Origin of the sequence: Actinomycetospora flava, from assembly GCF_037400335.1 — a bacterium.
Classification (GTDB): domain Bacteria; phylum Actinomycetota; class Actinomycetes; order Mycobacteriales; family Pseudonocardiaceae; genus Actinomycetospora; species Actinomycetospora flava.
This window is the reverse complement of sequence record NZ_JBBEGM010000005.1, coordinates 345439-371745: the sequence shown is the minus strand read 5'-3', so window position 1 is coordinate 371745 and position 26307 is coordinate 345439. Positions and strand designations below refer to the sequence as shown.

General features: G+C 76.5%; 22 protein-coding genes. 12 read left to right on the top strand and 10 right to left on the bottom strand.

Annotated features, from left to right (window positions below; all coding sequences use genetic code 11):
• The 12 genes from pknB (at position 1) to WCD58_RS15140 (ending at position 14925) form a co-directional block, all read left to right on the top strand.
• Positions 1–1941, top strand: coding sequence for a Stk1 family PASTA domain-containing Ser/Thr kinase (pknB, locus tag WCD58_RS15195; RefSeq protein WP_337703891.1), 1941 nt, complete (start codon positions 1–3; stop codon positions 1939–1941).
• Positions 1942–2086: 145 nt separating this feature from the next.
• On the top strand, positions 2087–2455 hold the full coding sequence (locus tag WCD58_RS15190; protein ID WP_337703890.1) for a hypothetical protein: 369 nt from the start codon (positions 2087–2089) through the stop codon (positions 2453–2455).
• A 175-nt stretch (positions 2456–2630) separates the two neighbouring features.
• Complete coding sequence (locus WCD58_RS15185) at positions 2631–5198, top strand: ATP-binding cassette domain-containing protein (RefSeq protein ID WP_337703889.1); 2568 nt, start codon at positions 2631–2633, stop codon at positions 5196–5198.
• Complete coding sequence (locus WCD58_RS15180; protein WP_337703888.1) at positions 5195–6064, top strand: hypothetical protein; 870 nt, start codon at positions 5195–5197, stop codon at positions 6062–6064. The genes WCD58_RS15185 and WCD58_RS15180 overlap by 4 nt, the downstream gene beginning before the upstream one ends.
• Before the next feature lie 152 nt (positions 6065–6216).
• On the top strand, positions 6217–8184 hold the full coding sequence (locus tag WCD58_RS15175; protein ID WP_337703887.1) for a serine/threonine-protein kinase: 1968 nt from the start codon (positions 6217–6219) through the stop codon (positions 8182–8184).
• Positions 8185–8211: 27 nt separating this feature from the next.
• On the top strand, positions 8212–10026 hold the full coding sequence (locus tag WCD58_RS15170; RefSeq protein ID WP_337703886.1) for a hypothetical protein: 1815 nt from the start codon (positions 8212–8214) through the stop codon (positions 10024–10026).
• Between the two features lie 181 nt (positions 10027–10207).
• Positions 10208–10744, top strand: a complete 537-nt coding sequence (locus WCD58_RS15165; RefSeq protein WP_337703885.1) for a hypothetical protein — start codon at positions 10208–10210, stop codon at positions 10742–10744.
• A 144-nt stretch (positions 10745–10888) separates the two neighbouring features.
• On the top strand, positions 10889–11284 hold the full coding sequence (locus WCD58_RS15160) for a hypothetical protein (protein WP_337703884.1): 396 nt from the start codon (positions 10889–10891) through the stop codon (positions 11282–11284).
• Positions 11285–11566: 282 nt separating this feature from the next.
• The gene (locus tag WCD58_RS15155; protein ID WP_337703883.1) at positions 11567–12133 is read left to right on the top strand and encodes a DUF4190 domain-containing protein; all 567 of its coding nucleotides are present in this window, start codon (positions 11567–11569) and stop codon (positions 12131–12133) included.
• A gap of 106 nt (positions 12134–12239) precedes the next feature.
• Positions 12240–12839, top strand: coding sequence for a TetR/AcrR family transcriptional regulator (locus WCD58_RS15150; protein ID WP_337703882.1), 600 nt, complete (start codon positions 12240–12242; stop codon positions 12837–12839).
• Between the two features lie 39 nt (positions 12840–12878).
• Positions 12879–14336: a carboxypeptidase-like regulatory domain-containing protein gene (locus tag WCD58_RS15145; RefSeq protein ID WP_337703881.1), complete on the top strand. Its 1458-nt coding sequence runs from the start codon at positions 12879–12881 to the stop codon at positions 14334–14336.
• A 4-nt stretch (positions 14337–14340) separates the two neighbouring features.
• The gene (locus WCD58_RS15140) at positions 14341–14925 is read left to right on the top strand and encodes an ASCH domain-containing protein (RefSeq protein WP_337703880.1); all 585 of its coding nucleotides are present in this window, start codon (positions 14341–14343) and stop codon (positions 14923–14925) included.
• Here WCD58_RS15140 and WCD58_RS15135 read toward each other — a convergent pair.
• The 10 genes from WCD58_RS15135 to WCD58_RS15090 form a co-directional block, all read right to left on the bottom strand.
• Complete coding sequence (locus WCD58_RS15135) at positions 14922–16109, bottom strand: erythromycin esterase family protein (protein WP_337703879.1); 1188 nt, start codon at positions 16107–16109, stop codon at positions 14922–14924. The genes WCD58_RS15140 and WCD58_RS15135 overlap by 4 nt on opposite strands.
• A gap of 43 nt (positions 16110–16152) precedes the next feature.
• Positions 16153–17316, bottom strand: coding sequence for a glycosyltransferase family 4 protein (locus WCD58_RS15130; protein ID WP_337703878.1), 1164 nt, complete (start codon positions 17314–17316; stop codon positions 16153–16155).
• A gap of 6 nt (positions 17317–17322) precedes the next feature.
• On the bottom strand, positions 17323–18705 hold the full coding sequence (locus WCD58_RS15125) for a hypothetical protein (RefSeq protein WP_337703877.1): 1383 nt from the start codon (positions 18703–18705) through the stop codon (positions 17323–17325).
• The gene (locus tag WCD58_RS15120) at positions 18702–20381 is read right to left on the bottom strand and encodes a tyrosine-protein kinase domain-containing protein (protein ID WP_337703876.1); all 1680 of its coding nucleotides are present in this window, start codon (positions 20379–20381) and stop codon (positions 18702–18704) included. The genes WCD58_RS15125 and WCD58_RS15120 overlap by 4 nt, the downstream gene beginning before the upstream one ends.
• A gap of 43 nt (positions 20382–20424) precedes the next feature.
• Entirely contained in the window at positions 20425–21144 is a 720-nt protein-coding gene (locus WCD58_RS15115; protein ID WP_337703875.1) for a hypothetical protein, read from the bottom strand.
• Complete coding sequence (locus WCD58_RS15110) at positions 21141–22409, bottom strand: MATE family efflux transporter (protein WP_337703874.1); 1269 nt, start codon at positions 22407–22409, stop codon at positions 21141–21143. Before WCD58_RS15110 ends, WCD58_RS15115 begins: the two co-directional genes overlap by 4 nt.
• 86 nt (positions 22410–22495) lie before the next feature.
• Positions 22496–23179 carry a hypothetical protein gene (locus WCD58_RS15105; protein WP_337703873.1) on the bottom strand — a complete coding sequence of 228 codons (684 nt, stop codon included), beginning with the start codon at positions 23177–23179 and terminating at the stop codon, positions 22496–22498.
• Positions 23176–23943: a class I SAM-dependent methyltransferase gene (locus WCD58_RS15100; RefSeq protein ID WP_337703872.1), complete on the bottom strand. Its 768-nt coding sequence runs from the start codon at positions 23941–23943 to the stop codon at positions 23176–23178. Before WCD58_RS15100 ends, WCD58_RS15105 begins: the two co-directional genes overlap by 4 nt.
• A 39-nt stretch (positions 23944–23982) precedes the next feature.
• Positions 23983–25026 (bottom strand): GDP-mannose 4,6-dehydratase, encoded by a 1044-nt coding sequence (gene gmd, locus WCD58_RS15095; RefSeq protein ID WP_337703871.1) that lies wholly within the window; start codon positions 25024–25026, stop codon positions 23983–23985.
• Positions 25023–26297, bottom strand: coding sequence for a glycosyltransferase family 4 protein (locus WCD58_RS15090; RefSeq protein WP_337703870.1), 1275 nt, complete (start codon positions 26295–26297; stop codon positions 25023–25025). The genes gmd and WCD58_RS15090 overlap by 4 nt, the downstream gene beginning before the upstream one ends.
• Positions 26298–26307 lie beyond the last annotated feature (10 nt).

Here is a 26307-nt window from a genome sequence, read left to right as displayed (position 1 = left end):
ATGTCGCAGGCGACGCTGGTGGCCGGGCGGTACCAGCTCGGCCCGAGCCTGGGCCGTGGCGGCATGGCCGACGTGCACGCCGGGCTCGACGTGCGCCTGGGCCGCGAGGTCGCGGTCAAGGTGCTGCGCTCCGACCTCGCCCGCGACCCCTCGTTCCGGCTGCGCTTCGAGCGCGAGGCCCAGAACGTCGCCGGGCTCAACCACCCCGGCATCGTCGCCGTCTACGACACCGGCGAGGTGGCCGCCGAGGGCGTCGGGCTGCCGTTCATCGTCATGGAGTACGTCAGCGGGTCGACGCTGCGCGACCTGCTGCGCGTCCACGGGCCGATGCCGCCGGAGCGCGCCTGCGCGGTGATGGCCGACGTCTGCGCGGCGCTGGGCTACAGCCACGAGAACGGCGTCGTGCACCGCGACGTCAAGCCGGCCAACATCATGATCACGCCGGGCGACGTCGTGAAGGTCATGGACTTCGGCATCGCCCGGGCCCTCACCGAGACCGGCCCGGCGCTGACCGGCGACATGGTCATCGGCACCGCCCAGTACCTCTCGCCCGAGCAGGGGCTCGGCCAGGAGGTCGACGCGCGCGCCGACGTCTACGCGGCGGGCTGCGTGCTCTTCGAGCTGCTCACCGGCGAGCCGCCGTTCACCGCGGACAGCCCGGTCGCGATCGTCTACCAGCACGTGCGGGAGGACCCGCCGCTGATCGCCACGCTCGCCCCGCCCGGCGTCGCGGTGTCCTCCGAGCTCGAGGCCGTCGTGCGCCGCGCGATGGCCAAGAACCCCGACAACCGCTACGAGACCGCCGGCGACATGCGCGCCGACCTGCTCCGCGTGCTCGCGGGCGAGCGGCCCGACGCGCCGGCGGTCCTCGGCGAGCACGAGCCGATCACCGAGCACGACCACGGCCGCGGCTGGGACACCGGGCGCTGGACCGACCCGGGCCGCCGGCGGCGCCGCGGGGACACCGGGGACGTCGGCGACACCGCCGAGACGCTCGTGACCCCGGAGCTCGCCCGGACCGGCCGGCGGGCCACCGTCGACGGCGGGCGCACCGGGGCGCACGCGGCCGCCCGGCCGACCCGGTCGCGGCGCAAGCTCGCGGTGGTCGCGGCCGCGCTCGCGATCCTGCTCGGCGGCGGGTGGTGGGCGCTGGGCCCGTCCGACAGCGAGGTGCCGCGCCTCGTGGGGCTCACCCGCGACGAGGCCGTCCGGGCGCTCGCCGACGCCGGCCTCGCGCCGATCGTGGTGCCGACCCCGTCCCCGCCCGACCAGGTCGACCGCGTCGTCGGCGCGTCGCCGGACGTCGGCCAGCGGGTCGACGAGGAGTCGGCGGTGACCCTGCGGATCGGGCGCGGGCCGGGGCTCGTGCAGGTCCCGCTGCTCGTCGGGCGCAGCCCCGAGGCGGCGCGCGTGGCGGCCGAGGGCGCGGGGCTGGTCCTCACCCCGGTGCCGCGCACCCGCGAGACGAGCGATCCGACCGAGGTCGGCCAGGTCATCGGGCAGGACCCGGTGCCCGGCTCGCTGCGCGCCCCCGGCGAGGCGATCGAGCTGGTCATCGGCCAGCGGCGGGCCACGCTGCAGGTGCCCGACGTCGTCGGCCGGACCCGCGCGTCCGCGGAGGCCACGCTCGAGGGCGTCGGCCTGGAGGTCTCGGTCCGCGAGGTGGACAGCGGTGGCGCGCCCGGCACCGTGGCCACGCTGCAGCCCGGCGTCGGCACCGCGGTGCCCCGCGGCAGCACCGTGACCCTGGACGTCGTGCGGGAGGGGTCGTCGCCCTCGTCGGGCGCGCCGTCCGGGGGCTCCGGCGACACCGGCTCCGGGTCGGGTGGCGACGCCGAGACCGGCGACGGGTCGACCCCCGTGCCGGGTGACGGCGGCGGCGACACCGGGGACACCAACGACGGCTCCGGGGACGACGGGTTCTTCGACGGCCTGTTCTGACACGTCCCCGCGAGGTGACGCGTCTCTTCGGCTGACGGGCGCCGGAACTGGAGTCCTCCGGACGGCCGATCAAGAACCGCCGCCTGCCGCTCGATGCAGAGGGTGACCGACCACCGGCCCGTCGCACCGAGGGACGTGATCCACGATGTTCCGCCGCCCGACCACCACCGCCCGCTCCGCCCGCTCCGCCGCCCTCCTCGCGGCGCCCCCCGCCGACGAGGCCCCCGACGGTGACGACGGCGCATCGGCCACCGCCGGTCCCCGGCACACCCGCCGCGCCCGGCAGCGCCAGGCCGACGACGCGGCCGCGCTGCGCGCCCGTCTCGACCGGGTGCACCGGCGCCTCGCGGAGGTCGGATCGGTGCAGGTCACCGGGCACGTGCACGCGATCGACAACGCCACCGCCCGCCGCGACCCGCTGACGCGCCCGTTCGCCGCCGCGTTCCCCGACGCGGTGGGCGAGCAGCGTCCGGCGCGCCGTTCGGTCACGGCCCCGCTCCCCCGACCGGCGTGAGCGGGACCACCCGCTCGGACGCCGTCGATCACCAGGAGTGACAGATCGGCGCGATTATCGCAAACCCTCTGGATGAGCACCCCCTCGTGAACACAGACTGTCACCGTCTCGGACGTGCGCTCCGAGGGAGGTGACGTCGCCGGGCCGCGGGGCCCGGCCGCGAGGGAGGAACCCGGTGCATCCCGTGGAGCCCGTGCCCCGGCCCGCCGCCGGCCGTCGTCCGGCGCGCGGACGGCCCCTGACGGCGCCGCAGCTCGAGCTGACCCACGGCGACCGCCGCCTCGTGGTGCCGCCCGGACAGCCGGTCACGATCGGGCGGGACGAGGCCGCCGGGTTCCAGATCATCCATCCCCTCGTGTCCCGCGTGCACGCCGAGCTGCGGCCGCTGCCCACCGGGTGGGAGCTGCTCGACCGCAGCCAGAACGGGGTGTTCGTCGCGGGCGAGCGGCTCCAGCAGCTGCGGCTGTCCCCGGGCGCCACGCCCCGGTTGACCCTCACGCTCGGTGTCGGCGGGCCCGAGGTGACGGTGTCCCTGCGGGCCGTCGGCGCCGACCCGGGCGCGCCGCCGGTGCCGATGGCCGCCCCGCTGGTCCCGCCCGCCGCCCGGCCCGCGCGCCCGTCGCGGCCGGCCCGGGAGGAGTCCACCCCGCCGTCCGGGTCCGAGTCGACCGGCCCGAGCCGGCAGGGTCGGCTCTCCGCGGTCCACCGGCTGCCCGCCGCGCAGGCCCCCGAGGCCCCCGAGGCCTCCGGGGCCCCCGGCCCGGCACGCCGCATCCGCATCGGCCGCGAGACCGACAACGACGTCGTCGTGCACGACCTGCTCGTCTCCCGTCACCACGCCGAGCTGGTCGCCGACGGCGCCGGCGGCTGGGAGCTGATCGACCTCGGCAGCCCCAACGGGACCTACGTCGACGGGCGACGCATCCGCCGCGTCCCGTTGCGGCCCGGGATGCTCGTCGGCATCGGGCACGCGCTGTTCCACCTCGACGGCGGCCAGGACGGGTCGATCCGGCTCGTCGAGCGCGAGGACGCCGGCGCGATCGCGTTCCGCGCGCAGGACCTGGTGGTGCGCGCGGCGAAGGACCGGGTGCTGCTCGACCGGGTCGGCTTCGCCCTCGAGGAGAACAGCCTGCTCGCCATGGTCGGGCCGTCGGGCGCCGGGAAGTCGACGCTGCTGCGTGCGCTCACCGGCTTCCGCCCCGCGGACGAGGGCACGGTCACCTACGCCGACCGCGACCTCTACGCCGACTACGACGAGCTGCGCCAGCGCATCGGGCTCGTCCCGCAGGACGACATCCTGCACCCGCAGCTCACCGTCCGGCGCGCGCTCGCGTACGCCGCCCGCCTGCGGTTCCCGTCGGACACCACCGAGGCCGAGCGCGACCGGCGGATCGCCGAGGTGATCGGCGAGCTCGGTCTGGACGGCCAAGCCGACCAGCGCATCGACTCGCTGTCCGGCGGCCAGCGCAAACGCACCTCGGTCGCCCTGGAACTGCTCACCCGCCCCTCGCTGCTCTTCCTCGACGAACCCACCTCCGGACTCGACCCCGGCCTCGACAAGAGCGTCATGCGCACCCTGCGCGGACTCGCCGACGACGGCCGCACCGTCGTCGTCGTCACCCACAACGTCGCCAACCTCGACGTCTGCGACCGCCTGCTGCTCCTCGCGCCCGGCGGGACCGTGGCCTACTTCGGGCCGCCCCGGGAGGCGCTGTCCTACTTCGGCGTCACCGATTTCGCCGACCTCTTCCTCCTGCTCGAGCGGCAGTCGGGCGCCGAGTGGGCGGAACGGTTCCGCCGCTCCCCGCTGGGCGAGCGCTACATCGGCACGCCGCCCCCGTCACGTCCCGCGGACCGCGCGCCCACCCCCGTCGCGACCACCCCGCCGCCGCGCCAGCAGTCCGCGCTCGCGCAGTTCGGCGTGCTGTGCCGGCGCTACCTCGCGGTGATCGCCGCGGACCGCCAGTACACGGTCTTCATGGTGGTGCTGCCGCTGCTGCTGGCGGCGCTGTCGCACGCGCTGCCGGTGGACACCGGCCTGTCGCTCGCCGAGCAGATGCGCGGGGTGCCCGGGGCGCCGCAGAGCCTGCTCATGGTGTTCGTGGTCGGCGCCGCGCTCATGGGGTCGGCGGCCTCGATCCGCGAGCTGGTCAAGGAACGCGAGATCTACCGCCGGGAACGCGCGATCGGCCTCTCCCGCACCGCCTACCTGCTCTCCAAGGTCGTCGTCCTCGGGGTGGTCACCGGGCTGCAGGGCGTCGTGCTCGGCGTCCTCGGCCAGCTCGGGCGGCCGGGACCCGACGCGGCCGTGGTGCTGGGCGACCCGCGCCTGGAGATCCTCGTCGCGATCGCGGGCGTCACGGTCGCGAGCATGGCGGTCGGCCTCGCGGTGTCGGCCTGGATCGACAACGCCGACCGCGGCATGCCGCTGCTCGTGCTGCTCGCGATGCTGCAGTTCATCCTGTCCAGCGCCCTGCTGCAGATCCAGGACAGCCCGGTGCTCGCGCAGCTGTCGTGGTTCGTGCCGGCGCGCTGGGGCTTCGCGATGGGCGCCTCGACGATCGGCGTGCGCAGCGGGCCCGGGGTGCCGCCGCCCTACACCGACGCCGAGCCGCTGTGGGAGCACACGGCCGGCACCTGGCTGTTCGACCTCGGCGCCCTCGCGGGCGTCACCGTCCTGTTCGTCGTCGCCACCGCGCTCCTGCTGCGGCGCCTCGACCCGCGAGCCGGGAGGACACGATGACCATCACCTCGACCGGCCGGCACCGCAGCGCCGACACCGGTCCGCGCACCGGGGGCGACACGGGCCCGACGCGCTACGTCCGGATCCCCGAGCGCGCCGGGCACGCCGTCGACCAGTCCTTCGTGCCCACCGCCGTCCCCTCCCAGCGACCGGCGGCGTCGCCGATCACGGCGCCGTGGGGCCCGGCGCGGTCCCGGCCCGCGACGGGCCCGCACACGGTCGCCCCGGCGCCGGCGCCCGCACCCGCACCCGCGCGCTCGTGGACCCTGACCCTGTGGGCCGCGGGCGGGCTCGTGGTCGGGCTGCTCGGCGTGCTCGCGATGCTCCTCGTCATCGGCTGGCCGTCCGGGCCCGCGTCGGACCAGCTGCCGGGACACTCCACCTCCGCCGTCGCCGCGGAGGGCTCCCGGCCGGCCGCGTCGCCGGGCACGCTCGCCGCCGCGTTCCCCGACGTCACCGCCCTCGGCGACCGCTGCACGCCGTACCGGGTCGGAGCCGCCGAGTACGTCACCTCCACCGGCGCGCACCCCGTCGCGGTGGTCCTGTGCGACTACGGCGCGGCGGTGCCGGGCGGGTTCGTCTACTACACGGAGTGGTCGACCGCCGCGGACGCCCAGCAGTGGCACGACGACCAGCGCAGCTGGGGCCCGAGCCTCGACGGCATGCCGGTGTGGGGCCACGGCGTCGACCAGCGGCAGGGCCCACTGCACCGCCGCGCGGCGCCCGACGGCACCGTCTACGCCACCGGCGCGTACTCCGGACGGCCGTACACGTTCGACATCGTCACCCGTTCGCTGGAGGACTCCAACCGGATGTTCCCGGCGATGAACCTCCAGCCCGGCGACCGGCTCCCCGCCGGCCGCTGACCGTCCGGACACCGACGAGCATTACGTGGAGTAAGGAAACTCTGCGAAATGTGTGAGGGCTATGGCCTGCCCTCCGGTGATCGCACATACTCTCGGTGACTTTCATCCGGGCCCCGTCACCCCCGGAGAGCCACGATCCAGGAGAGCGCCGCATGAGCACCGAGGCCCCGGGCCAGACGCCGCCGTCGTCGGGGGAGCCCGCGGAGACGTTCGGGCCGTACCGCCTCGAGGAGCGCATCGGGCGCGGCGGGATGGGCGAGGTCTTCCGCGCGTTCGACACCTCCCGGCAGCGCACCGTCGCGGTCAAGCGCCTCCACGGCGGCCTCGCCGACGACGGCGACTACCAGGAGCGCTTCCGCCGCGAGTCCCGCACCGCCGCGCGCCTCTCGTCGCCGCACGTCATCCCGATCCACGACTTCGGCACCATCGACGGCCGCCTCTACATCGACATGCGCCTGGTCTCGGGGGTCGACCTCGCCGAGGAGATCGAGCGCCACGGCCGGCTCGACCCGCGGCGCGCCGCCGAGATCGTGCGCCAGACCGCCGACGCGCTCGACGCCGCCCACGACGACGGGCTGATCCACCGCGACGTCAAGCCGTCCAACGTGCTGATCACCCAGCACCGCGGCCGCGACTTCGTCTACCTCGTCGACTTCGGCATCGTCCGCGCGATGGGCGGCGACACCAAGAGCTCGCTCACGGGCACCGGCTCCGCGATCGGCACGCTCGCCTACATGGCCCCCGAGCTGTTCGTGGGCCGCGAGATGGACCGCCGCGTCGACGTCTACGCGCTGGGCTGCCTGCTCTTCGAGGCCATCGCCGGGCGCCCGCCCTTCGTGTCCGAGGGCCCGGGCCTCATGTACGACCACCTCAACGAGACCCCGCCGCGCCTCTCGGAGGTCGCGCCGGGGTCGCCGCCCGCCCTCGACGCGGTGCTCGCCCGGGCGATGGCCAAGGACCCGGCGCAGCGCTACGCCACGGCGGGCGACTTCGCCGACGCGGCCGTGCGCGCGGTCGGCGGCGAGGCCTCCCCGTCCGGTGCGGCGCCGGTCGGCGGCCCGGACGACGCGACCGCCCGCAACACCGCCGCGGGCGCCGGCGCTCTCGGGGCCGGCGCGGTCGCGGGGGCGGCCGCCGGTGCCGCGACCGGCGCGTCCGGCCCGCAGAGCGCAACCCCGACCCAGGTCCCCGGCCCGCGCCAGACCTCCGGGCCGCAGGCGGCGCCGTGGACGCCGCAAGGCCCGCAGGCCCCGCAGGGCCCCTCGCCGTTCGGCGCGCCGCAGTCGTCCGGCCCGCAGCCCGCGCCGGCCGCGTGGGGGCCGACGCAGCCGGGCGGCACCCAGGGCTACGGCCAGCCGGGCTACCCGGCCGGCACGGCGCCGCAGGGCTACGGGCCCGGGCCCGGGTACGGCACCGGGCAGTACCCGCCGCCTCCGGGCGCCAGCGGCCCGCAGGGCTGGTACGGCCAGCCGCCGCAGCCGCCGAAGAGCAACAAGGGCAAGGTCATCGGGATCATCGCCGGTGTCGCCGCCCTGCTGCTGGTCGTCGTGGTCGGCGCCGTCGTGATCCTCAACCAGGGCTCCGCCCCGACGCCGACCCCGGGGCCGGTCACCACCAACGCGCAGCCGCCGGACACCGGCGGGGGCGGCGGCGGGGGCACCACCCCGGGCGGCAACGGCACCAGCGCCCCTCCCGGCCAGGCCACGATGGCGCAGGTCTTCCCGGACGTGACGGCCTCCACCTGCCGGCCGACCACGGCGCAGGACCGGCTCACCACCACCACCGGCGCCAACCCGACCGAGGCCTACATCTGCGACTTCTCCACCGTCGCCCCGGGCGCCCGCGTGATCTTCGCCCGCTGGCCCGACGCGGCCGGGGCGCGGTCGTTCTACGACGACACCAGCCGGCTCGGCCCGCGCATCGAGAACTTCGACGTGTGGCGCGCCAACCAGGTCCAGCAGGGTCCCCTGTACACCGCGCAGTCGGGCGGCACCGTCTACTCCACGGGCATCTACGAGGGGCTCAACTACAGCTGGGAGATCCGCACCAGCACGCTGGAGCAGTCCAACGCCGTGTTCGGCGCGGTCCAGTTCCGCGCCAGGTCCACGTTCGGCGGCTGATCCGGCCGCACGGACCGGGGACCGACCGTGACGGACGGGGAGCTGCTCTCGGGCGGCCACTACCGCCTCGGGGCCGCGATCACCGCGGCCGTCCGGGCGGCGCACGACGAGTGGGACGACCACGCCGTGGTCGCGGTGGCCCTCGACGGCGAGGGGCCGGGTGCGCTGACCCGGGTCGCCCGTGACGTCCGGCGCGGCGCCGGACACCCGCACCCCGGTCTCGCCCCGGCCCGGGACGTCGCGGCCGGCCGGGACCGCGCACTGTGGCTCGTCCACGACGTGCCGCCCGGCGCCCGGGGCCTCGCCGAGACGGGGCCCGTCCCGGCGGGCCGGCTGCGCGAGATCGCGCTGGTCCTGGGCGAGGCCCTCGCCGCCGCCCACGCGGCGCGGCTGGTCCACGGCCGGGTCGGCGCGGACGTCGTGCTCGTCGGGTCGGGTGGCGGGCCGGGTGGCGGGCCGGGGGTGTGGCTGCTCGGGGCGCCGTCGGGCCACCGCCCGGACGACCGGCCCACCGCCGAGGACGACGACGTCCGGGCGCTCGCCGCGACCCTGGCCGCGGTGCCCGTGGACGGCGAGCGCGGCGCGGTCGGCGCGCTCCTCGAGCGCGTGGCCGGCGACCGGGAGAGGACACCCGGCGGGCTCGGCGCCACCTTCCTGGCGGGTCTGCGGGCGCTGGACGACGGGCCGCGGCTCACCGAGGTGATCGCGACGCCGGTGCCGGCCGAGGCGTGGGCGCCGAGCCGGGCCACGACGGTCCCGGTGGCGACGTCCGCGGCTCCGGTGTCCGCGCCGGCTCCGCCACCGCCGCTCCCACCGCCGCTGCCCCCGCCACCCCCGCGCCGACCGGTGCCGCCGCCGCCCTCGTCGCGGCCGGCGGGCCCCCCGCGACCCGGTCCTCCGCCGCCGGGGTCCCCGCCACGACGGCGGCCGTGGGTCGTCGGCGCGCTGGTCGCCGCGGCCGTGGTGCTCGTGGGGCTGGTCGCCGGAGTCGCGCTGCTCCGCGAGCCGGCGGCACCGGCCGACCGGGTCGTGCCCGCGGTGATCGGCGACCCGGCGACCGTGGCGCCGTGCGGTCTCGTCGACCCGGCGGGGATGGCCCCGGCGCAGGCGCGGGTCGTCGCCGACCTCGGGAGCCCCGCCTCCTGCACCCTCGACGTCCGCGCCCCCGGCGGCGACGTCGTGGTCGTGGCGACCCTCGAGCCCGTCGCGACGGCGGTCACGGCCGGCCCGGAGGAACGGGTCGGCACGCTGCTCGTCCGCCGGCCCGCCCCGCAGCCGGGGGGCTGCACGCGCACCGTGGTGACCACCGAGGGCGTGCAGGTCGCGGTCGACGCCGTCCTGCCCCCGGGCTCCGGCGCCGACGCGTGTGCCACCGCCGACGCCGCCACCGACACGACCGTCCGCGCGCTGGGTCGCGGCACGCCGCTCCCTCGGCGCCCGGTCGCCGACCCGCCCGGGGCGCTCACCACCGTGGACACCTGCGCCGTGCTCGCCCCCGACGACCTGGCCGGCGTGCCCGGGCTCGACGCGGCCCGGGTCGTCCCCGGGGTCGGCGGGTGGGCGTGCCGCTGGGGCGTCGGTCCCGCCGTCGTGGACGTCGGGGTCGAGCGGCGCGGCACTCTCGCGGCGACCACGGAGATCGCCGGCCGGCCGGGCGCGGTCACCCCGCGGCAGGGTTCCTGCGACGCGGCCGTGCTCCAGCGCTCCTTCACCGCCCCCGGCGGCGGCGGGCGCGTCGAACTGCTCGAGGTCACCGTCCTCGGCGCGCGGCCGGTCGAGGACCTCTGCGCGGACGCCGAGCGTCTCGCGGCGGCGGCCGTGCCCCGTCTGCCCGCGCCGTGACCGCGCTGCGACGTCGCCGTGGGCACGGCCTCCCCCGTCCGGGGTGTACGAACACGACCGCGTGACGCAGACTGCCCGACCAGCGGTAACGCGCGCGCGAGATCGTCCCGATACTGCCGCCGGGACGGATCGAGGAGGCCAGCATGAGCAGCACCGGGATCGCCGAGCACGTCACGGCGCCGTGGCGGTGACCGCGCCGGCCGCGAGCGCGGGCGCCGGTCGCGGGCCCTGGATCGCGAGCGCCGCCCTCGGCGTCGCGATCCTCGTGGCCGCGGCGCTCGCCGTGCTCACCCTCGTCACCGCACCCGTCTCCCCCGCGAGCAGCACCGAGGCGGCGCCCGCCCCGGCCCAGCCCGCCCCGGCACCGAGCGCGGCCCCCGCGCCCGCGCCCGCACCCGCCGGGACGCCCGCCGTCGCCGACACCGCGGGGCGCAACCTGCCCGCGGCCGTGGCCACCGGGGTCCAGGGCCTGTACACCGCGCTCGGTACGGGCGACCTCCCGGCGGTCCAGCAGCGCTACCAGCCGTCGGCCGCGGTCGACGCCGCGCCGTGGTCGCAGGTCGCGCCGCTGCTCGCCCAGCCCGCCAACCGGGAGGCGCTGCTCGCCGCGCTGCGCGAGCCCCCGCAGCGCAGGACCGGCGTGTACCGCTACGCGGCCGGCGGCGCCGTCGCCGGCGTCGACACCCAGGGCCGGCTGGCGTACGTCTCGCTGCCCTGAACGATCAGCACCACCGTGCGCGCATCGCCGCCGCCCTGCGGCGGATCGAGCCGGTCCGGCGCTGACAGAGTTCTCTCAGGAACATCATCGGGCGCCCGGCACGTCAGAGGGTCGACACGGTCACCCTCGGCAAGGAGCACCGCGATGAGCGACCCGGGCACGTCCGACACCTACACCGCGAGCGACGGCAGCACCTACGGCGCCGACGGCGGGCTCCTGGCCTTCCCCGCCGGCACGCCGAGCGCGACCTCCTTCGACGGCGACCACGACGGCTACTACGAGTCGACCGCCACCGACGCGGACGGCGACGGCTACGCGGAGACCGCCTCCGCCGACCGGGACCAGGACGGGTACGACGAGTACGCGGTCTCCGACCACGACGGCGACGGCCGCGTCGACGAGGTCGTCCTCGACGCCGACGGCGACGGCTACGGCGACGCCGCGATCACCGACGGCGCGGCGTACGGCGAGCAGGGCCCCGTCGCGGTCGCCGACACCGACGGCGACACCTACGCCGACCTCGTCATCCCGGCGCTCTAGATCGGCGAGGGGAGCCCTTCGCCGGACGCCGGCGGACCCACCGCCGCGAACGGCACGTCCGGCACGGTCGACAACGCCCGCAGCGCGCCGGACGTGCCGGTCGCGGCAGGCTCGCCGGAACGATCTCTCGGGGATGTCACCACGGCTGTCGGCGACGACGACCCTGACGGCATCCTCGCGAGATCGACACGGCGAGCCCTCCGGAGGCCGCTCCCGCCACGAGCGGCGCGCTCGGGCGCCGCGCACACCCCGGAGATCGGGACGTCGTCCTACGATCCGGGCGTGAGCTCGCCGTGGGAACCGCAGCGCGACGGCCGGGAGGGGCAGGACACCCCGGCGAACTTCGCCACGCCCGGGGAGACCCCCGCCGCATCACCGACGCCGCCGCCCTCCGAGCCCTACTCCTCGAACCCGTACGGCCCGAGCCCCTACGCGCTGGAGCCCTACTCCGACCCGTACGCCGCCGACCGCGCGTACCAGCAGCAACAGAATCCTTACGCCCAGCAGCCCTACGCGCAGGACCCCTACACCGCCTACCCGTCGGCGCCCTACACGCCGTACCCGCAGGGCCCCTACACGCCGGCCTCGTACGGCTCCTACCCCAGCGGCCCGCAGGTGTCGGGGCTCGCGGTGGCGGCGCTGGTGTGCGGGATCCTCGGGTTCTTCACCGCCGGCGTCGCGTCGATCGCCGCCGTGATCTGCGGGCACCTCGCCTGGCGCGAGACCAGCAGCGGGCAGAACACCGGCCACGGCATGACGATCGCCGGCCTGGTGCTGGGCTACATCCCGATCGTCGGCTGGATCCTCTTCTGGCTCTTCTTCATCGTCGTCGGGGTCAGCTCGATCTGAGGTCCCCTTCACAGCGGCGCTTCAGCCGGTGCCGAGATGGTTACCGTAGCTATGTATTCAGCGACTGCAGAGTTGCGGTCGATGCAGCGAGCCACGGGGAGGTCCGGTGACGACGGGCGGGCTGCGTGAACGCAAGAAGGCCGCCACCCGGGCCGCACTGCGCGAGGCGGCGGTCCGCCTCGGGCGCGAGCACGGCCCGGACGCGGTGACGGTCGAGGCGATCTGCGCCGAGGTCGACGTCTCCCCGCGCACCTTCTTCAACCACTTCACCGGCAAGGACGACGCGTTCTTCGGCGCCGGGCCGGAGGGCACGACCGACGTCACCGAGGCCGTCGTCGCCCGCCCCGCCGGCGAGGACCCGCTCGCGGCCGCGGCCGGGGTGCTCGCCGACGTCCTCGACTCCGCCACCGGCTCGGGCGTCTGGCACCAGCAGCTCCTGCTGCTGCGCGAGCACCCCGAGCTGCTCGGCCGCATGCATGCCGCCACCCGGGCCACCGAGGCCGCGCTCGCCGAGGGCATCGCCCAGCGCACCGCACGCCCGGCCACCGACGCCTACGTCCTCACGACCGCCGCCATGGTGATGACCGCGGTGCGCGTGGCCGTCGGCCTCTGGCTCGACCACCCCGAGTCGCCCGACACCGCCGCGCGCGACCACCTCGACGGCGTGGTCGCCCTGCTCCGCGCGGGTCTCACCCCGCCGCGCTGAGCGACCCCGCCCGCACCCCGACTCGCAGGAACGGGAGACATGACGCAGTCCACGCTGTCCGCCGACAGCCCGGAGACCGAGCAGAAGCCCGCCGCCGCACCCGAGCTGTCGCCGGAGATGAAGCGCAGCAACGTGCGGTTCGCGCTCACGCTCCCCCTGTTCTTCATGATCATGTTCCCGCTCTGCTACATCACCGCGCTGCACCTCCCGGTGCCGCACGACCTGCCGGTCGCCGTGGTGGGCGCGGGGGCGGCGTCGTTCGTCGCGACGGCCGCGCCGGCGCTGGCGGGCAGGTTCACGCTGATCCCGGTCGACACCCCGCAGCAGGCGACCGACATGATCTTCCAGCAGACGGTGAAGGCGGCCTACGTGACGGCGCCGCCCGGCGAGCCCGCGCAGATGCTCGTCGCCGGCGCCGATGGACGGGTCATGACCCAGCTGGTGCCGACGGTGTTCCAGCCGTTCGCCGCGCAGGCCGGCAACACCATCCAGACCGTCGACGTCGCGCCGCTCGCCCCGGGCGACGGCAACGGCATCGGGCTGATGTTCTTCATGCTGATCGTCAGCATCGTCGGCTTCATGACGGCGAACATCCTGGGCAACGCCGCGTACTTCCTGCCGATGCGCACCCGCGTCGCGATCAGCGCCGGGGTCGCCGTGCTCACGCCGATCGTGCTGTTCCTGTTCATGGGCCCGTGGCTGCAGATCCTGCAGGGCACGGCCGGCGAGATCGTCGGCGTGATCGCCCTGGGTGCGGTCACGTCGTTCACGGTCGGGCTGACCACCACCGCGCTGGTCGCGTTCCTCGGCAAGTGGGCGCTCTTCCCCGGGATGCTGGTGTTCGTCTTCCTCAACATCCCGTCGTCGAACTCCGCCTACCCCGCCGAGATCGTCCCGCCGATCTTCGGCTGGCTCTCCGAGTGGCACCTCGGCGCCGCGTTCGTCGACTCGGTCCGCGCGATCCTCTACCTCGACGACGCCGGGCTGGGCGGTCACCTGCTGGTCATCGGGCTCTGGCTCCTCGCGGCCGTCGCACTGATCACCGTCGCGGCCCGGCGGACGCGCACGACGTCCACGACGGACGAGGACGAGGCGCACGACGAGCCCGGCCCCGCCGACGCCGCCGCCGCGGGCGCCGGCCCGGAGCGCGTGCTGCTCGGTCGCGTGCACGACCACCACGGCACCCCGCTGCCCGGTGCCGTCGTCACCCTCGTCGACCACCGCGGCGCGCAGACCGGGCGCACGAGCACCTCGGACGAGGGCAGCTTCCGGATCGACGACCTGCCGACCGGCGCCTACACGCTCATCGCCGCCGCCCCGGGCCACGAGCCGACGGCGCGGTCGACGACGGTGTCCGGCCGCGGCGACGAGGGCCGGCGGGCGACCGCCGACCTCGGTGACATCGAGCTCGTGGGCCACGACCAGCATCGCCACCGCACCGCGGTCGCGACCGCCGGCACCGTGCCGCCGTCGGCCGGCGCCTATGGGGGATCCTGACCCGGTGCTCTTCGCGCTGCGCTTCGCCGACCCCATCGCGCGGGGCGAGGTCGACCTGACCTTCCGCCGCTGGAAGCGGGCGCAGGTGAAGCCCGGGCGCCCCTACCGGACGGCGGTGGGGCGGCTGCAGGTCGACGAGGTCGACGTCGTGCGCCGCGAGGACCTCGGCCCCGACGACGCCCGGCGCGCCGGCTTCGACTCCGTGGACGCCCTGCTCGCCGAGGCGGACCGGCACGCCGCGGACGACGCCGAGCTCTTCCGCGTGCGCTTCCACCCGCTCGACGAGCCCGACCCGCGCGCCGAGCTCGCCGCGTCCGTCCCCGACGCCGACGGCCTCGCCGCCGTCGCCGCGCGTCTCGACGCCATGGACGCGCGCAGCGCGCACGGCCCGTGGGCGTGGGCGACGCTCGCGGCGATCGCCGACCGCCCGGGCGTGCGCGCCCCGGACCTCGCCGCGTCGTTCGGCCGCGAGACCGCCCCGTTCAAGACCGACGTGCGCAAGCTCAAGGCGCTCGGGCTGACGCACTCGCTGCCCGTCGGCTACGAGCTCTCGCCGCGCGGGCGCGCGGTGCTCGCGAGCCGGGGTTAGCGCACCCGGCCCGGGTGCACCGTCGACACCACGGCGACCCCGTCGATCTCGCTCGCCGGCACGCACGGCACGAACGCGCGGACCGGCGCCGCCGCGGACACCTCGTCGCCGACCGAGCGCCGCGTCGTCGGCGACCCCGCCCAGGCGGTGGCGGCCGCGGGCCGGTCGGTGCCCGTGAGGTCGAGCAGCGAGTCGCGCGGACACGCCGCGAGCACGGTGCCCTCCAGCGACGACGCGGGCGCGGCCGGGAAGCGGTGGGTCTTCGGGGTCCGCGTCGGGCCGACGAACCGCCGGCGCCGCAGCGCGCGCGTCGACCCCGAGCCCGCCGAGAGCAGCAGCGCCCGGTACCCGTCGCCGAGGCGCTCGCGCAGCCGCGCGCCGAGGGTCTCGGGGCGGACGACGACGTGGTCCGCGTGCGCCCAGAGCACGACGGGGCCGCCGCCCTCCTCGGCGGCGAGCACCGCGTCGGCCATGAGGCGGGTGGCGACGGTGTCGCGGCGGGCGTCCGGGGTCGCCGCGAGCTCCGCGGCCCGCAGCAGGAACCCGGCGTGCCGGACCGCCTCGGCGTGCTGGGTCGGCGAGGTGGCCGCGACCAGCGCGGGGACGTTCTCCTCGAGCCGCGCGCACACCCGCTCCACGGCCGCCCGCGTGGCGGCGTCGCCGTGCCCGAGCGCGAGGTCGGCGAGCGCGTCGGCCTCCCGGGCCAGCGTGTCCGGGGCGGCGGTGCGCAGGTAGGCGCCGACGACGCGGACGGCGTTCGCGGGGCGGCGCGGGTCGATCCCGACGACCGGGACGGGCGAGTCCTCGGCGAGCCTGCGCACGAGGTCGAGCACCTCGCGGCAGTTCCAGCTCCACGAGCCGAGGCGCTCGAGCGCGTCGCCCGGCGAGCCGGTGCCGTGCCGCACGTGGTCGTCGAGCGCCGTGGCGCCCGACTCGCTCGCCTGCAGCGCGAGCGTGCCGACCGCCCGGGCGGCGGCGTGGGCCTCGACCAGCCGGCAGGCCAGCTGCGTGAGCTCGTGCGTGCCGCCCACCGCCGGGCCGATCGCGACGACGCGCGCGCCCTCGGTCGCGCGCACCCAGGCGGCGACGCCGTCGCCGTCGGTGTCCTCGTCGTCGGGGACCGCGAGCGGGTGGGCCCGGCCCGCGAGCCAGCGCGTCAGGTCGGCCGAGTCGGACGCGGTCACGCGGAGCACCCTGGCAGGTCCCCGCGGCGCAGCCGGACGGGGGTCAGGCCGACAGCGGCACCTCGGCGGCCGGGCGGGCGACGGAGCCGTCGTAGACCCCGGTGATCGCGTCGCACCAGGTGGGCGCGGTGAAGCGGGCACGGAACGACGCCCCGGCGCGCCGGCGCAGCTCGGCGCCGCGGCCCACCATGCCGTCGATCGCCGCGCGGATCTCGGCGGCGCCCGCCGACGTCGGGACCACGACGCCGAGGTCGTGCGCGGCGACGTCGTCGGCGGCGCTGTTGCCGTCGACGGCGAGCACCGGCAGCCCGGCCGCGAGCGCCTCGAGGTACACCGTCGGCAGGCCCTCGAACCATCGCGACGGCACGACGAGCCCGGCGTAGCCGCCCATCGCGGCGCGCAGGGCGGCGTTGTCCATGCCGCCGAGCAGGCGCACGCCCTCCGGCGCCGCCGCCTCGATCGCGGGCCGCAGCTCGCCCTCCCCCACGATGTCGAGCCCCACCCCGGCCGGCCACGAGCGCACCAGCTCGAGCACGCCCTTCTCGGGGGTCAGGCGGGCGACGCAGAGCCAGCGCTCGCCCGGCGCGGTGGCCTCGTGCGGGGTCACCGTCACGAAGTTGGGCACGACGTGCAGGGCGTCCTCGGCGACCCCCGCGTCGCGGTAGGTCCGGCGGGCCCGCTCGGAGAGCACGACGAGGGCGTCGGCGCGCGCGAGCAGCGGGTCGGCCGGCGCGCCGTGGCGTCCGCGCCAGGCCAGGGGCAGCGAGGCCACCTTCGAGCCGTGGAAGCAGCCGTGGCGCACCGCGCCCCACCGGTCCCCGGACGGGCACGCGGTGCAGGGCGCGCCGTCGCGGAAGAGGTAGCCGTTGGCGCACATCGGGCGGAAGTTGTGCAGCGTCGCGACCACGCGGCCCGGCCAGTCGCGCAGCCACGCGGTCCCGAAGTTCGGGAACAGGTTGTGCACGTGGACGACGTCGGGCGCGAACGCGGCGAGCTCGGCGGTCGGGTCGGGCCCGACACCGGTCGCCGTGGTCAGCGCCGCCTCGACGGGGTACGACGCGCGGCGCAGGCGCTCGTCGGTGTACCGGGCGACGAGCGCGACCTCGTGCCCCGCGGCGCGCAGGGCGTCGACCTGCGCGAGCACGACCTGGTTCTCCCCGCTCGGGACGCGGCTGGAGTAGAAGCTGTGGACGACGGCGATGCGCATGGGTCGTCAGACCTTTCCGGGGCTCGGGAGGCGCAGGGACAGGGCTTTGAGGGCGTCGACGGCCCGGAGGGCGAGGAGCACGGCGGCGGAGTAGATGAGCATCCGCACGCCGGAGCGCAGGTTGTACTGGAGCATCAGGATCGTGAAGACCAGCGGCAGCGCGGTGAGCACCAGCGCGACGCCGCGGCGGCCGGCGTCGAGCAGCACGCCGATGCGGTGGTCGAGCGTCCCGAGGAACGCCCCGACCACGAACCAGAACCCGACGACGACGCCCCAGCCGTAGTTGGCGAGCTCGCCGGCCCCCGCGTACGGCGTGTACAGGTTGATCCGCAGGCTGTCGGAGATGTCGTACCAGCCGATCATCGAGCCGGGCAGCGGGTTGACCTGCAGGAAGAAGTAGTCCAGCGGCAGCGGCGCGACCTGGTAGGCCGTGGCGCCGACCAGCGGGAACGAGATGAGCAGGTTGTCCGCGGCACCGCCGAGGATGTCGTTCTGCTCGAGGATCCCGGGCAGCGCCGCGGTGTACGGGAGGAGGCCGTGCGCGCCGATCCCCCGCACGTACAGCGGGATGGGCAGCAGCACGAGTGCCGCGACGACCGCGGCGGCCAGGCCGATCCGGGTGGCGCGCGAGGGCCGGGCGACGTGCGCGCCGACCGCCATCAGCAGCGGCAGCAGCGCGAGGCGGCGGCTGCCGAGCGCGAAGAACAGCAGCAGGTAGCCGGCGGCCAGGCCGATCGGCAGCAGGAGCCGCACGCCCCGCTCGGAGCCGAGCACGAGCCCGCAGCCGACGGCCCCGGCGAGCCCGAGCATCGAGACGATGCCGCCCGCGGAGCCCGCCTCGCCGATGAGGTAGGTGCTGCGCCGCACGAGGTCCGGGCCCTGTACGAGCACCGTCGCCAGCAGGGGCAGCGCGGCGACCGCGAGCACGACCAGCCGCGTCGACGGGTCGCCGTGGAACGCCCCGGTGTCGGGCAGCAGCGTGCGGTAGGCCGTGGATGCGCTGCGCCGGTCCCGGGCGCCCAGCGCCGTCAGCGCCACCGCGCCGCCGACGAGCAGGGTGGTCGCGGACACCGCGAGCAGCAGCGCGGTCCGCAGCGTCTCGTCGCCGGACAGCGCGAGGGTCGCGCTGACCCCGCCGTCGGCACCGACGCTGCGCCCGAAGGCCGCGCCGAACCCCGCCGTCGCCAGCAGGGCGAGGGCGACCAGCAGCAGGGGCGACACCCAGCCGTCGAGGAACCGGCGGCGAACGACGACGGCGACGGCGAGCGGCACCCCGAGCAGCCCGAGCCAGACCAGCGCGCTGCCCGCGTGCACCGCCGCGAGGGTCAGCGCCGCCGTGAGCCCGACGCCGGCGGCGTAGAGCCAGGAGGCCGAGCGGCGCCTGGTCACGGGGTGTCCAGCGTGCGGGACGCGACGGGCGGGGTGATGACGGGCGGGGTGACCGAGGACAGGACGCCGGTGGCGCGCGTGCGCCACGTCCGCGGGCTCTCCTTGCGGTGGGCGCCGCCCGCGCGCCGCGCGCCCGGCTCGGCGAGCCCGACGGCGGGCGCGAGGACCCGCTCCTGCGGGGCAGGGGACGGGGCGGCGGACGGGGCAGGGGACGGCGCGGGCCGCGACGTCAGGGGCACGACGCGCGGCCCGGGCGCGGCGGGCACGGGAGCCGGCGCCGGACGCGAGCCCCCCGAGCCCCCGGAGCCCGGCGACCCGTAGGTGCCGTAGGTCCCGTAGCCGCCGTAGCCGGCCGCGCCCCCGCGGGGCACCTGGGTGATGACCGTGCCGGCGAGGGTCGCGCCCGCGGTCCGCAGCGTCTCCACCGCCTGGCGCACCGCGCCGCTGGAGGTCGCGCCGTGACGGCACAGCAGCACCACGCCGTCGCAGCGCCGGGAGAGCACCGCGCCGTCGGTGACCGGCAGCAGCGGCGCCGAGTCGACGATCACCCAGTCGTAGCGCTGCCGCAGCTCGTCGAGGGTGGCGGCCAGGCGGCGCGACTCGAGCAGCTCGCTCGGGTTGGGCGGGACGGGCCCGGCGACGACGACGTCGAGGCGGCCCGCCCGCTGCACGACCTGGCCGATCGGGGCGCCCGCGCCCAGCACGGTGGTCAGCCCGACTGCGGGCTCGAGCCCGAAGGTGCCGGCGAGCACCGGGCGGCGCAGGTCGGCCTCGAGCAGCACGACGCGGGCGCCGAGGTCGGCGAGGCTCAGGGCGACGTTCGCGGCCGTCGTGCTCTTGCCCTCGCCGGGGAGCGCACTGGTGATCATGACGATCGCGGCGCCGTCCTCGCGGTCGACGGTGACGAACCCGAGGTTGCTGCGCAGCTTGCGGTACGACTCCGAGGTCCCCGACGACGGGCGGTGCAGCACCGCCAGCGGGCTGTCCCCGGCGCGCGGGTCGTGGCCGACCTCGCCGATGTCCGACGTGCCCGCGAGGGCGGCCAGCGCCGCGGCGCTCGTGACCGTGGTGTCCATCGCCGCGCGGGCGATGGCGACGCCGGCGCCGACGAGCAGGCCGACGACGAGGCCGAGGACGACGTCCAGGACCGGCTGCGGCGAGACCGGGTTCGGGTCGGGCTGGGCGGCGAGCGCCGTGCGCACCGACACGACCGGCGCGGCGCTCGGGTCGGCGGTGTTCGCCGTGCGCTCCATGCCGGCCACGACGTCGGCGAGCACGTCGCCGTAGGTGGTGGCGATCAGCGCGGCACGCTCCGGCGAGCGGTCCGTGGCCGTGACCAGGAGCAGCGTCGTCTCGGGCTGGTTGGTGACGCTGACGGCGTCCTGCAGGGTGTCGGCGGTCGCACCCCCGCCGACGCGGGTGGCGACCTGCTCGGCGACCCGGTCGCTGGCGAGGATCTCGCGATAGGACTTCACGCGCTCCTGCGAGAGCAGGCTGCCGTTGTAGGCGTTGGTGGCGTTGTCGGCGCCGGCGCTGGCGACGTAGAGCGTCGACGTCGAGCGGTACTCGCGGGGGCTCAGCACGGCGACGGCGATCCCGATGAGGACCCCGATCAGCGCGAAGACCACCAGGGTCGACCAGCGGGAGCGGATCGCGGCGAGGTGGCTGACGATCACGGGAAGGTCCTCTCGGCAGTGGTGGTGCGGACGGCGGAGCCGGTCACGCGGCCCAGGTCTCGTACAGGCGGACCGCGGCGCCTCCCGGCGCGTGGCGGTAGGACTCCCAGCAGGCGACCGGCGCCGGCAGGGACGGGATGCGCGCGTCGCGCGCCGAGGTCGTGGTGCCGTCGGGCAGCGCGATCTCCGCGCGGTCACCGGTGAGCGTCACGTCCATGACCAGCGGGGTGCCGTCGGTCGGCAGCGGCCGGTCGAAGCGGCCGCTCGCGATCTCGGCGAGCTGCGAGCCCACCGCGAGCGACAGGATCCAGCGCTGCGGCGTGGCGACGAGGTGCACCGGCGCCTCGATGACACCGGGGTCGCTCGGCGGGAGCGCGCCCCGCCAGGCGGCGAGGCAGAGCGACCCGTCGTCGGAGGTGCCCGGGCCGGGGACGAACCCGAAGCGCGCCCCGACCCGGTGGACCGCGGTGCCGAGGTCCTGGTTGACGTAGGACGCGGCGCGCTCGTCACCGAGCCCCGCGTCCAGGGCGCCCCCGCGCACGACCGGTCCGGCGACCGGCCCGGACGCGCGCAGGACGAACGGCACCCCCTCGTCCCCGCGGGCCGGGATCGGCCCGTCGGGGTGGTCGCGCCACACCGTCCGCACCCGCGGGGCGGGCGGCGGCATGTGGGCCTCGTTCTCCGACCCCCGCCCGCAGGCGGCGAGCAGGACGAGCGCGGCGGTGCCGCCGAGGACGGCGCGACGCGAGAGGGCGGCGCTCACCGGGCCACCTCGAGCTCGGGCTCCGCGGCCGGGTCGGTCTCGGGGGTGGGCTGGGCTGCCGTCGGGCCGACCCGGTGGCCGTGGCCGGCGTGCCGCGGGTGGGGGGTGGCGAACAGCAGGACCAGGTCGACGAACAGCGCCGCGCCGGCGAGCCCCCAGGCCAGCGCGACGACGCCGCCGAGGCCCATGCCCGTGGTGGCGGCCCCGACGAGGACCGCCGAGCCCAGCACCTGCAGCCCGAACAGCGCCCGCGCCCGGTGGAAGCCGCGCAGCTGCGCGTGGAACGGCACCCCGAGCACGTAGAGCGCCGACTGCAGCACGATCGGCACGACCAGCGGGGCGAACGCGGTGTACTGCGGGAACAGCAGCCCCAGCAGCGTGTGCCGCAGCGGGATCACCGCCAGCACCGCGACCGCGAGCACCCCCGAGGCGAGGAAGGCGAAGCGCCGCGCGTGGCGGGCGGCCTCGACGTCCCGGCGCGACACGGCGCCGGCGACCAGCGGGGTGGCGAGCACCAGCAGCGCCGCCGCGACCGTGGCCGTGGGCTGGAAGACCAGCAGCTGCACGGCGCGCAGCCCCGCGGCGTCGGCCGGGGCGAGCAGGACGCCGGCCAGCACCAGCACCGCGTAGATCTCGCACTGGCCGAGCACCGAGGTGAGCACGAACCACCCGGACAGCGACCGGGTGCGCCGCGCCCACGCCTTGGGGCAGCAGGGGCGCAGCGAGCCGCCCCCGATCGCCGCGGCGACGACCAGCCCGGTCAGCGCCCCGATGCCCCAGGACGTCGCGAGCCCCGCGACGCTGAACCCGAGCCCGCCGACGGCCAGCAGGGCGAGCACGACGACCTGGGCGGCCGCCCAGGCCCCGTCCGCGGCGAGCGCATGGCCGGGGCGGCCCTGGCTGAGGAAGACGAACCGGCGCGCGTCCTGCATGAGGGCGATCGGCACCCACGGCGCGAGCCACAGCAGCCCGGCGAGCGTGCCGTGCCCGAGGAGTCCGCCGGCCACGCAGACCGCCGAGCCCGCCAGGCCGAGCACGAGCGCGGCGCCGGTGGACGACCGCACGATCGCCGGCCGGTCGGCGCGGTCCACCGTCGGCAGGTACGCCAACAGGACCTCGCCGATCACCGCCCGCCCGAGGGCGAGCACCACGGTGACCACGGCGTAGGAGACGACGAACGTGGCGAACCCGGCGGGCGCCAGCGCCCACGAGGCCACGAACGCGGTGAGGAAGTTCGTGCCCGAGCTGAGCAGCTGGTCGGCCACTCCGAGGACGGGACGACGACGACGTGCCGCGGAGCTCGGCGGAGCCGGCTCATCCGAAGCAGTGGCGGCGGTCCCCGACCCCGCGCTCACCGGATGTCCGCGACGTCGCGGTGGAAGAAGGCCAGGGACGGGTTGAGCGAGCGCTTGGCGGCGGCGGGCACGCCCTCGTAGAGCGTGTGCCCCTCGGGCAGCGGTCCCTTGACGACCGAGCCGGCCGAGACGATGGCGTTGTCCGGCACGACCGCGCCGGGCAGCAGCACCGAGCTCGTGGAGACCATGGAGTGGTCGCCGATGATCACCGGCTTGGTGATCTGCTTGACCCGCACGATGTCGACCGTGTGCGTCATGACCTGCGAGCCGAAGCCCGCGAGGCCCGAGTAGCGGCCGATCTCGACGAGGTCGCAGCAGTCGACCATGTGCAGGCAGCTGATCAGCGCCGCGCGCTTCAACCGCAGCACCGGGCGGCGCAGCGGCTGGTCGGCGAAGTAGTGCTTGTCGCGGCGGACGGCGTTGACCCACACCAGCGGCCCGATGACGGCCTCGGGGGCGAGGTCGACCTCCTCGCAGCCGCGGATCACCGAGGCGCTGGCGATCCGGGACGTCGGGCCCATGACCAGGCGGTCGACGTCGATGAGGCTGCGCCCCAGGCGCGCGGTCGGGTGGATCTCGGCGCCGAGCAGGCGGGTGTGCACCCACCGGCGGGCGCCGTGCGGCAGCAGCGTCGCGGCGGCGGCCGCGATCAGGCGTGGCTTGCGTCCCCGGAGTCTCATGCCGCCACGCCCGTCCCGGCGAGCATCCACGGCCGCGGGGACGCGAGGTCCTTGCGGATGGTGAAGCCGAAGATGTTGCCCTGGCGGCGGGCGACGCCGTTGAGGGCGAGGTTCACGGCGCCGACGAGGGCGGCACGACCGGAACCGCTGTCCCCGAGCAGCGAGCGCATGCTGCTGGTCAGGGCCCGGTCGGTGCCGATGAGCCAGCGCGCGTGGAACTCGAGCGGCACGTCGCGGCCCGGGTCGAACGACGCGATCGTCTTGGTGACCTCGCGGCGGGTCCAGCGGTAGACGTGGTTCGGCACGCCGGTGCCGTCGACGCCGCCGGTGACCCCGCCGCCGTCGGCGACGGCCTCGAGCTCGTAGGAGTTCGCGAGGCCCAGGCGCTGGGCGAGGCGCATCAGCCCCGAGTCCTGGTTCTCGACGGCCACGACGGTCTTGGCGGCGATCCGGTACATCTCGTGCAACGCCTCGTGCGGCCGGCTGCAGTGGTGCAGCCCGGCGTGCCCGATGACGTGGTCGTAGCCGCGGTCCGGGACGTCCATGTGGTGCGCGTCGGCCGTGCGGGCCTCGGGCAGCCGGCTCGACACCGAGGCCGGCGCGAGGTTGGTGAACGTGACGCGGGTGAGCCCGAGGCGGCGGGTGACGTCGCGGTCGAACTCCCCGGCGAACTGCACGAGGACGCGGTCGTGGCGGTGGATGACCTCGCGGTCCATGAGGTCGGCGAGGATCTGCTCGTAGGTGCCGGCGCCGTTCTCGGCCATGGCGGTGGTCCTTGTCTGGTCGGTGGGGTTGCGCCGGCTCTAGCCGGCGAGGACGGGCCGGTCGAAACCGAGCACCGGCAGCGGGGTGACGGTGGCCGTCGGGCCCTGGAGTGACGCGAGCTCGGCGTCGACCATCACGCGGGCGAGCTCCGGGGTGAACGTCCGCGGCGTCCAGCCGAGGGCGTCGCGGGCCTTCGACGCGTCGCCGATCAGCGCGTCGACCTCGCTGGGGCGCAGGTAGCGCTCGTCGAAGCGGACGTGGTCGGTCCACGCCAGGCCGACGTGGTCGAAGGAGAGCCGGACGAAGTCGCCGACGGTGTAGGCGGTGCCGGTGGCGAGCACGTAGTCGTCGGCGGTGTCGGCCTGCAGCATCCGCCACATGCCCTCGACGTACTCGGGCGCGAAGCCCCAGTCCCGCACGGCGTCGAGGTTGCCCAGGTGCAGCAGCCGCTCGTGGCCGAGCGCGATGCGGGCGGCGGCGCGGGCGATCTTGCGGGTCACGAAGGTCTCGCCGCGGCGCGGGGACTCGTGGTTGAACAGGATCCCGTTCACCGCGTACATGCCGTAGGCCTCGCGGTAGTTCCGCGCGGCCCAGTAGCCGTAGACCTTCGCCGCGCCGTACGGGCTGCGCGGGTGGAACGGCGTCGCCTCGTTCTGCGGCGGCGGCGTCGCGCCGAACATCTCCGAGCTCGACGCCTGGTAATAGCGCGTGTCGAGCCCGATCATGCGGATCGCCTCGAGCAGCCGGATCGTGCCCAGACCCGTGGTGTCGCCGGTGAACTCGGGCTCGTCGAAGCTGACGCGGACGTGGGACTGCGCGCCCAGGTGGTAGACCTCGTCGGGCCGGATGCGGGAGAGCAGCGTGACCAGTCGCGACGAGTCCGTCAGGTCCCCGTAGTGCAGGAACAGCCGGACGTCCTCCTCGTGCGGGTCGACGTAGAGGTGGTCGAGCCGGCCGGTGGAGAACGACGACGAGCGGCGCAGCAGGCCGTGCACCTCGTAGCCCTTCGCGAGCAGCAGCTCGGCGAGGTACGAGCCGTCCTGACCGGTGATGCCGGTGATGAAGGCGGTCTTGCGGGTCACGAGATCTCCTGGAGGGCGAGGACGTCGGTGGCGGGCGGGACGGGCAGGCGGCGCGCGGCGAGGTCGCGGACCCAGGCCCCGTAGCGAGCGTGGGCGGCGTCGGCGCCGTAGGAGCCGGTGGCGTAGCGGCGGGCCGAGGCCGCGTGGCGGGCGCCGGCGTCGGGGTCGGCGACCAGCGCCAGCGCGCCCTCGACGAGGGCGCCCGGGTCGCCGGGCGGCACGATCGGGCCCGCGCCGGCGGCGCGGACCTCGCGGGCGGCGGCGCTGCGCTCGCCGGTCGCGGCGAGCACGGGGCGGCCGGCGGCGAAGTAGCTGGTCAGCTTGCTCGGCGCGCACATCTCGGCGACCTCGGGACGCTCGTGCAGCAGCAGCACGTCCGCGGCGGCGAGGGCGGTGCGGAAGGCGTCGGCGGGCAGCGGGTCGACCACCGTGAAGCGCTCGACGCCCCGGGCGGCCTCGACCAGCCGGGCGCGCTGGTTGCCGTCGCCGAGCAGCACGAACCGCAGCGGCAGCCCGCGCGCGTCGGCCAGGCGCGCGGCCTCGACGACGCCGTCGAGGCCCTGCTTGGCGCCGATGTTGCCGGCGTGCAGCACCACGGCCTCGCCCTGCGGCCAGCCGAGCGCGCGGCGGGCGGAGGCGACATCCGGTGTCGCCTGCTCGTCGAGGTGCGTCCAGTTCCGGATCGTCGTGACGCGCTCGGTCGGCAGGCCGGTGCGCAGCAGCGCGTCGCGCAGGACGTCGTGCACGGCGACGACGCCGTCGGCGCCGGCGAGCAGGCGGTGCTCGAGGCGTGCGACCGCGCCGGCGCCCTTGCCGCCGAGCGCGCCGGCCTCGGCCACCGCGGCGCCGTAGAGGTCCTGGACGACGACGCCGACCGGGCAGCCGCGCCCCCAGGTGCGGGCGACCCAGCGCGCCGCGCCCACGCTCAGCAGCGCCGGGCTGACGGCGATCACGACGTCGGGGCGGGGCCCGCGCACCATCGCCGCGCGCAGGGCGAACACCGCCTCCATGCCGATGCGCGAGGCACCGGTCGGGCGGGCGGGCACGGGGTGGGGCACGCGGGTGACGCGCACGGCGCCGTCGCGCTCGCGGCGGGTCCGGCGGGCGTCGCGGTAGTCGTCGGCGACGCGCCACTGCGGGTAGTGCGGCATCCCCGTGACGACGTGCACCGCGTGGCCGTCCGCGGCGAGCATCTGCGCGAGGCCGGTCGTGTAGGGGGCGATCCCGGTGGTCTCCGGGGCGTGGTTGAGGCCGATGATCAGGACGTTCACGGGGTGCTCC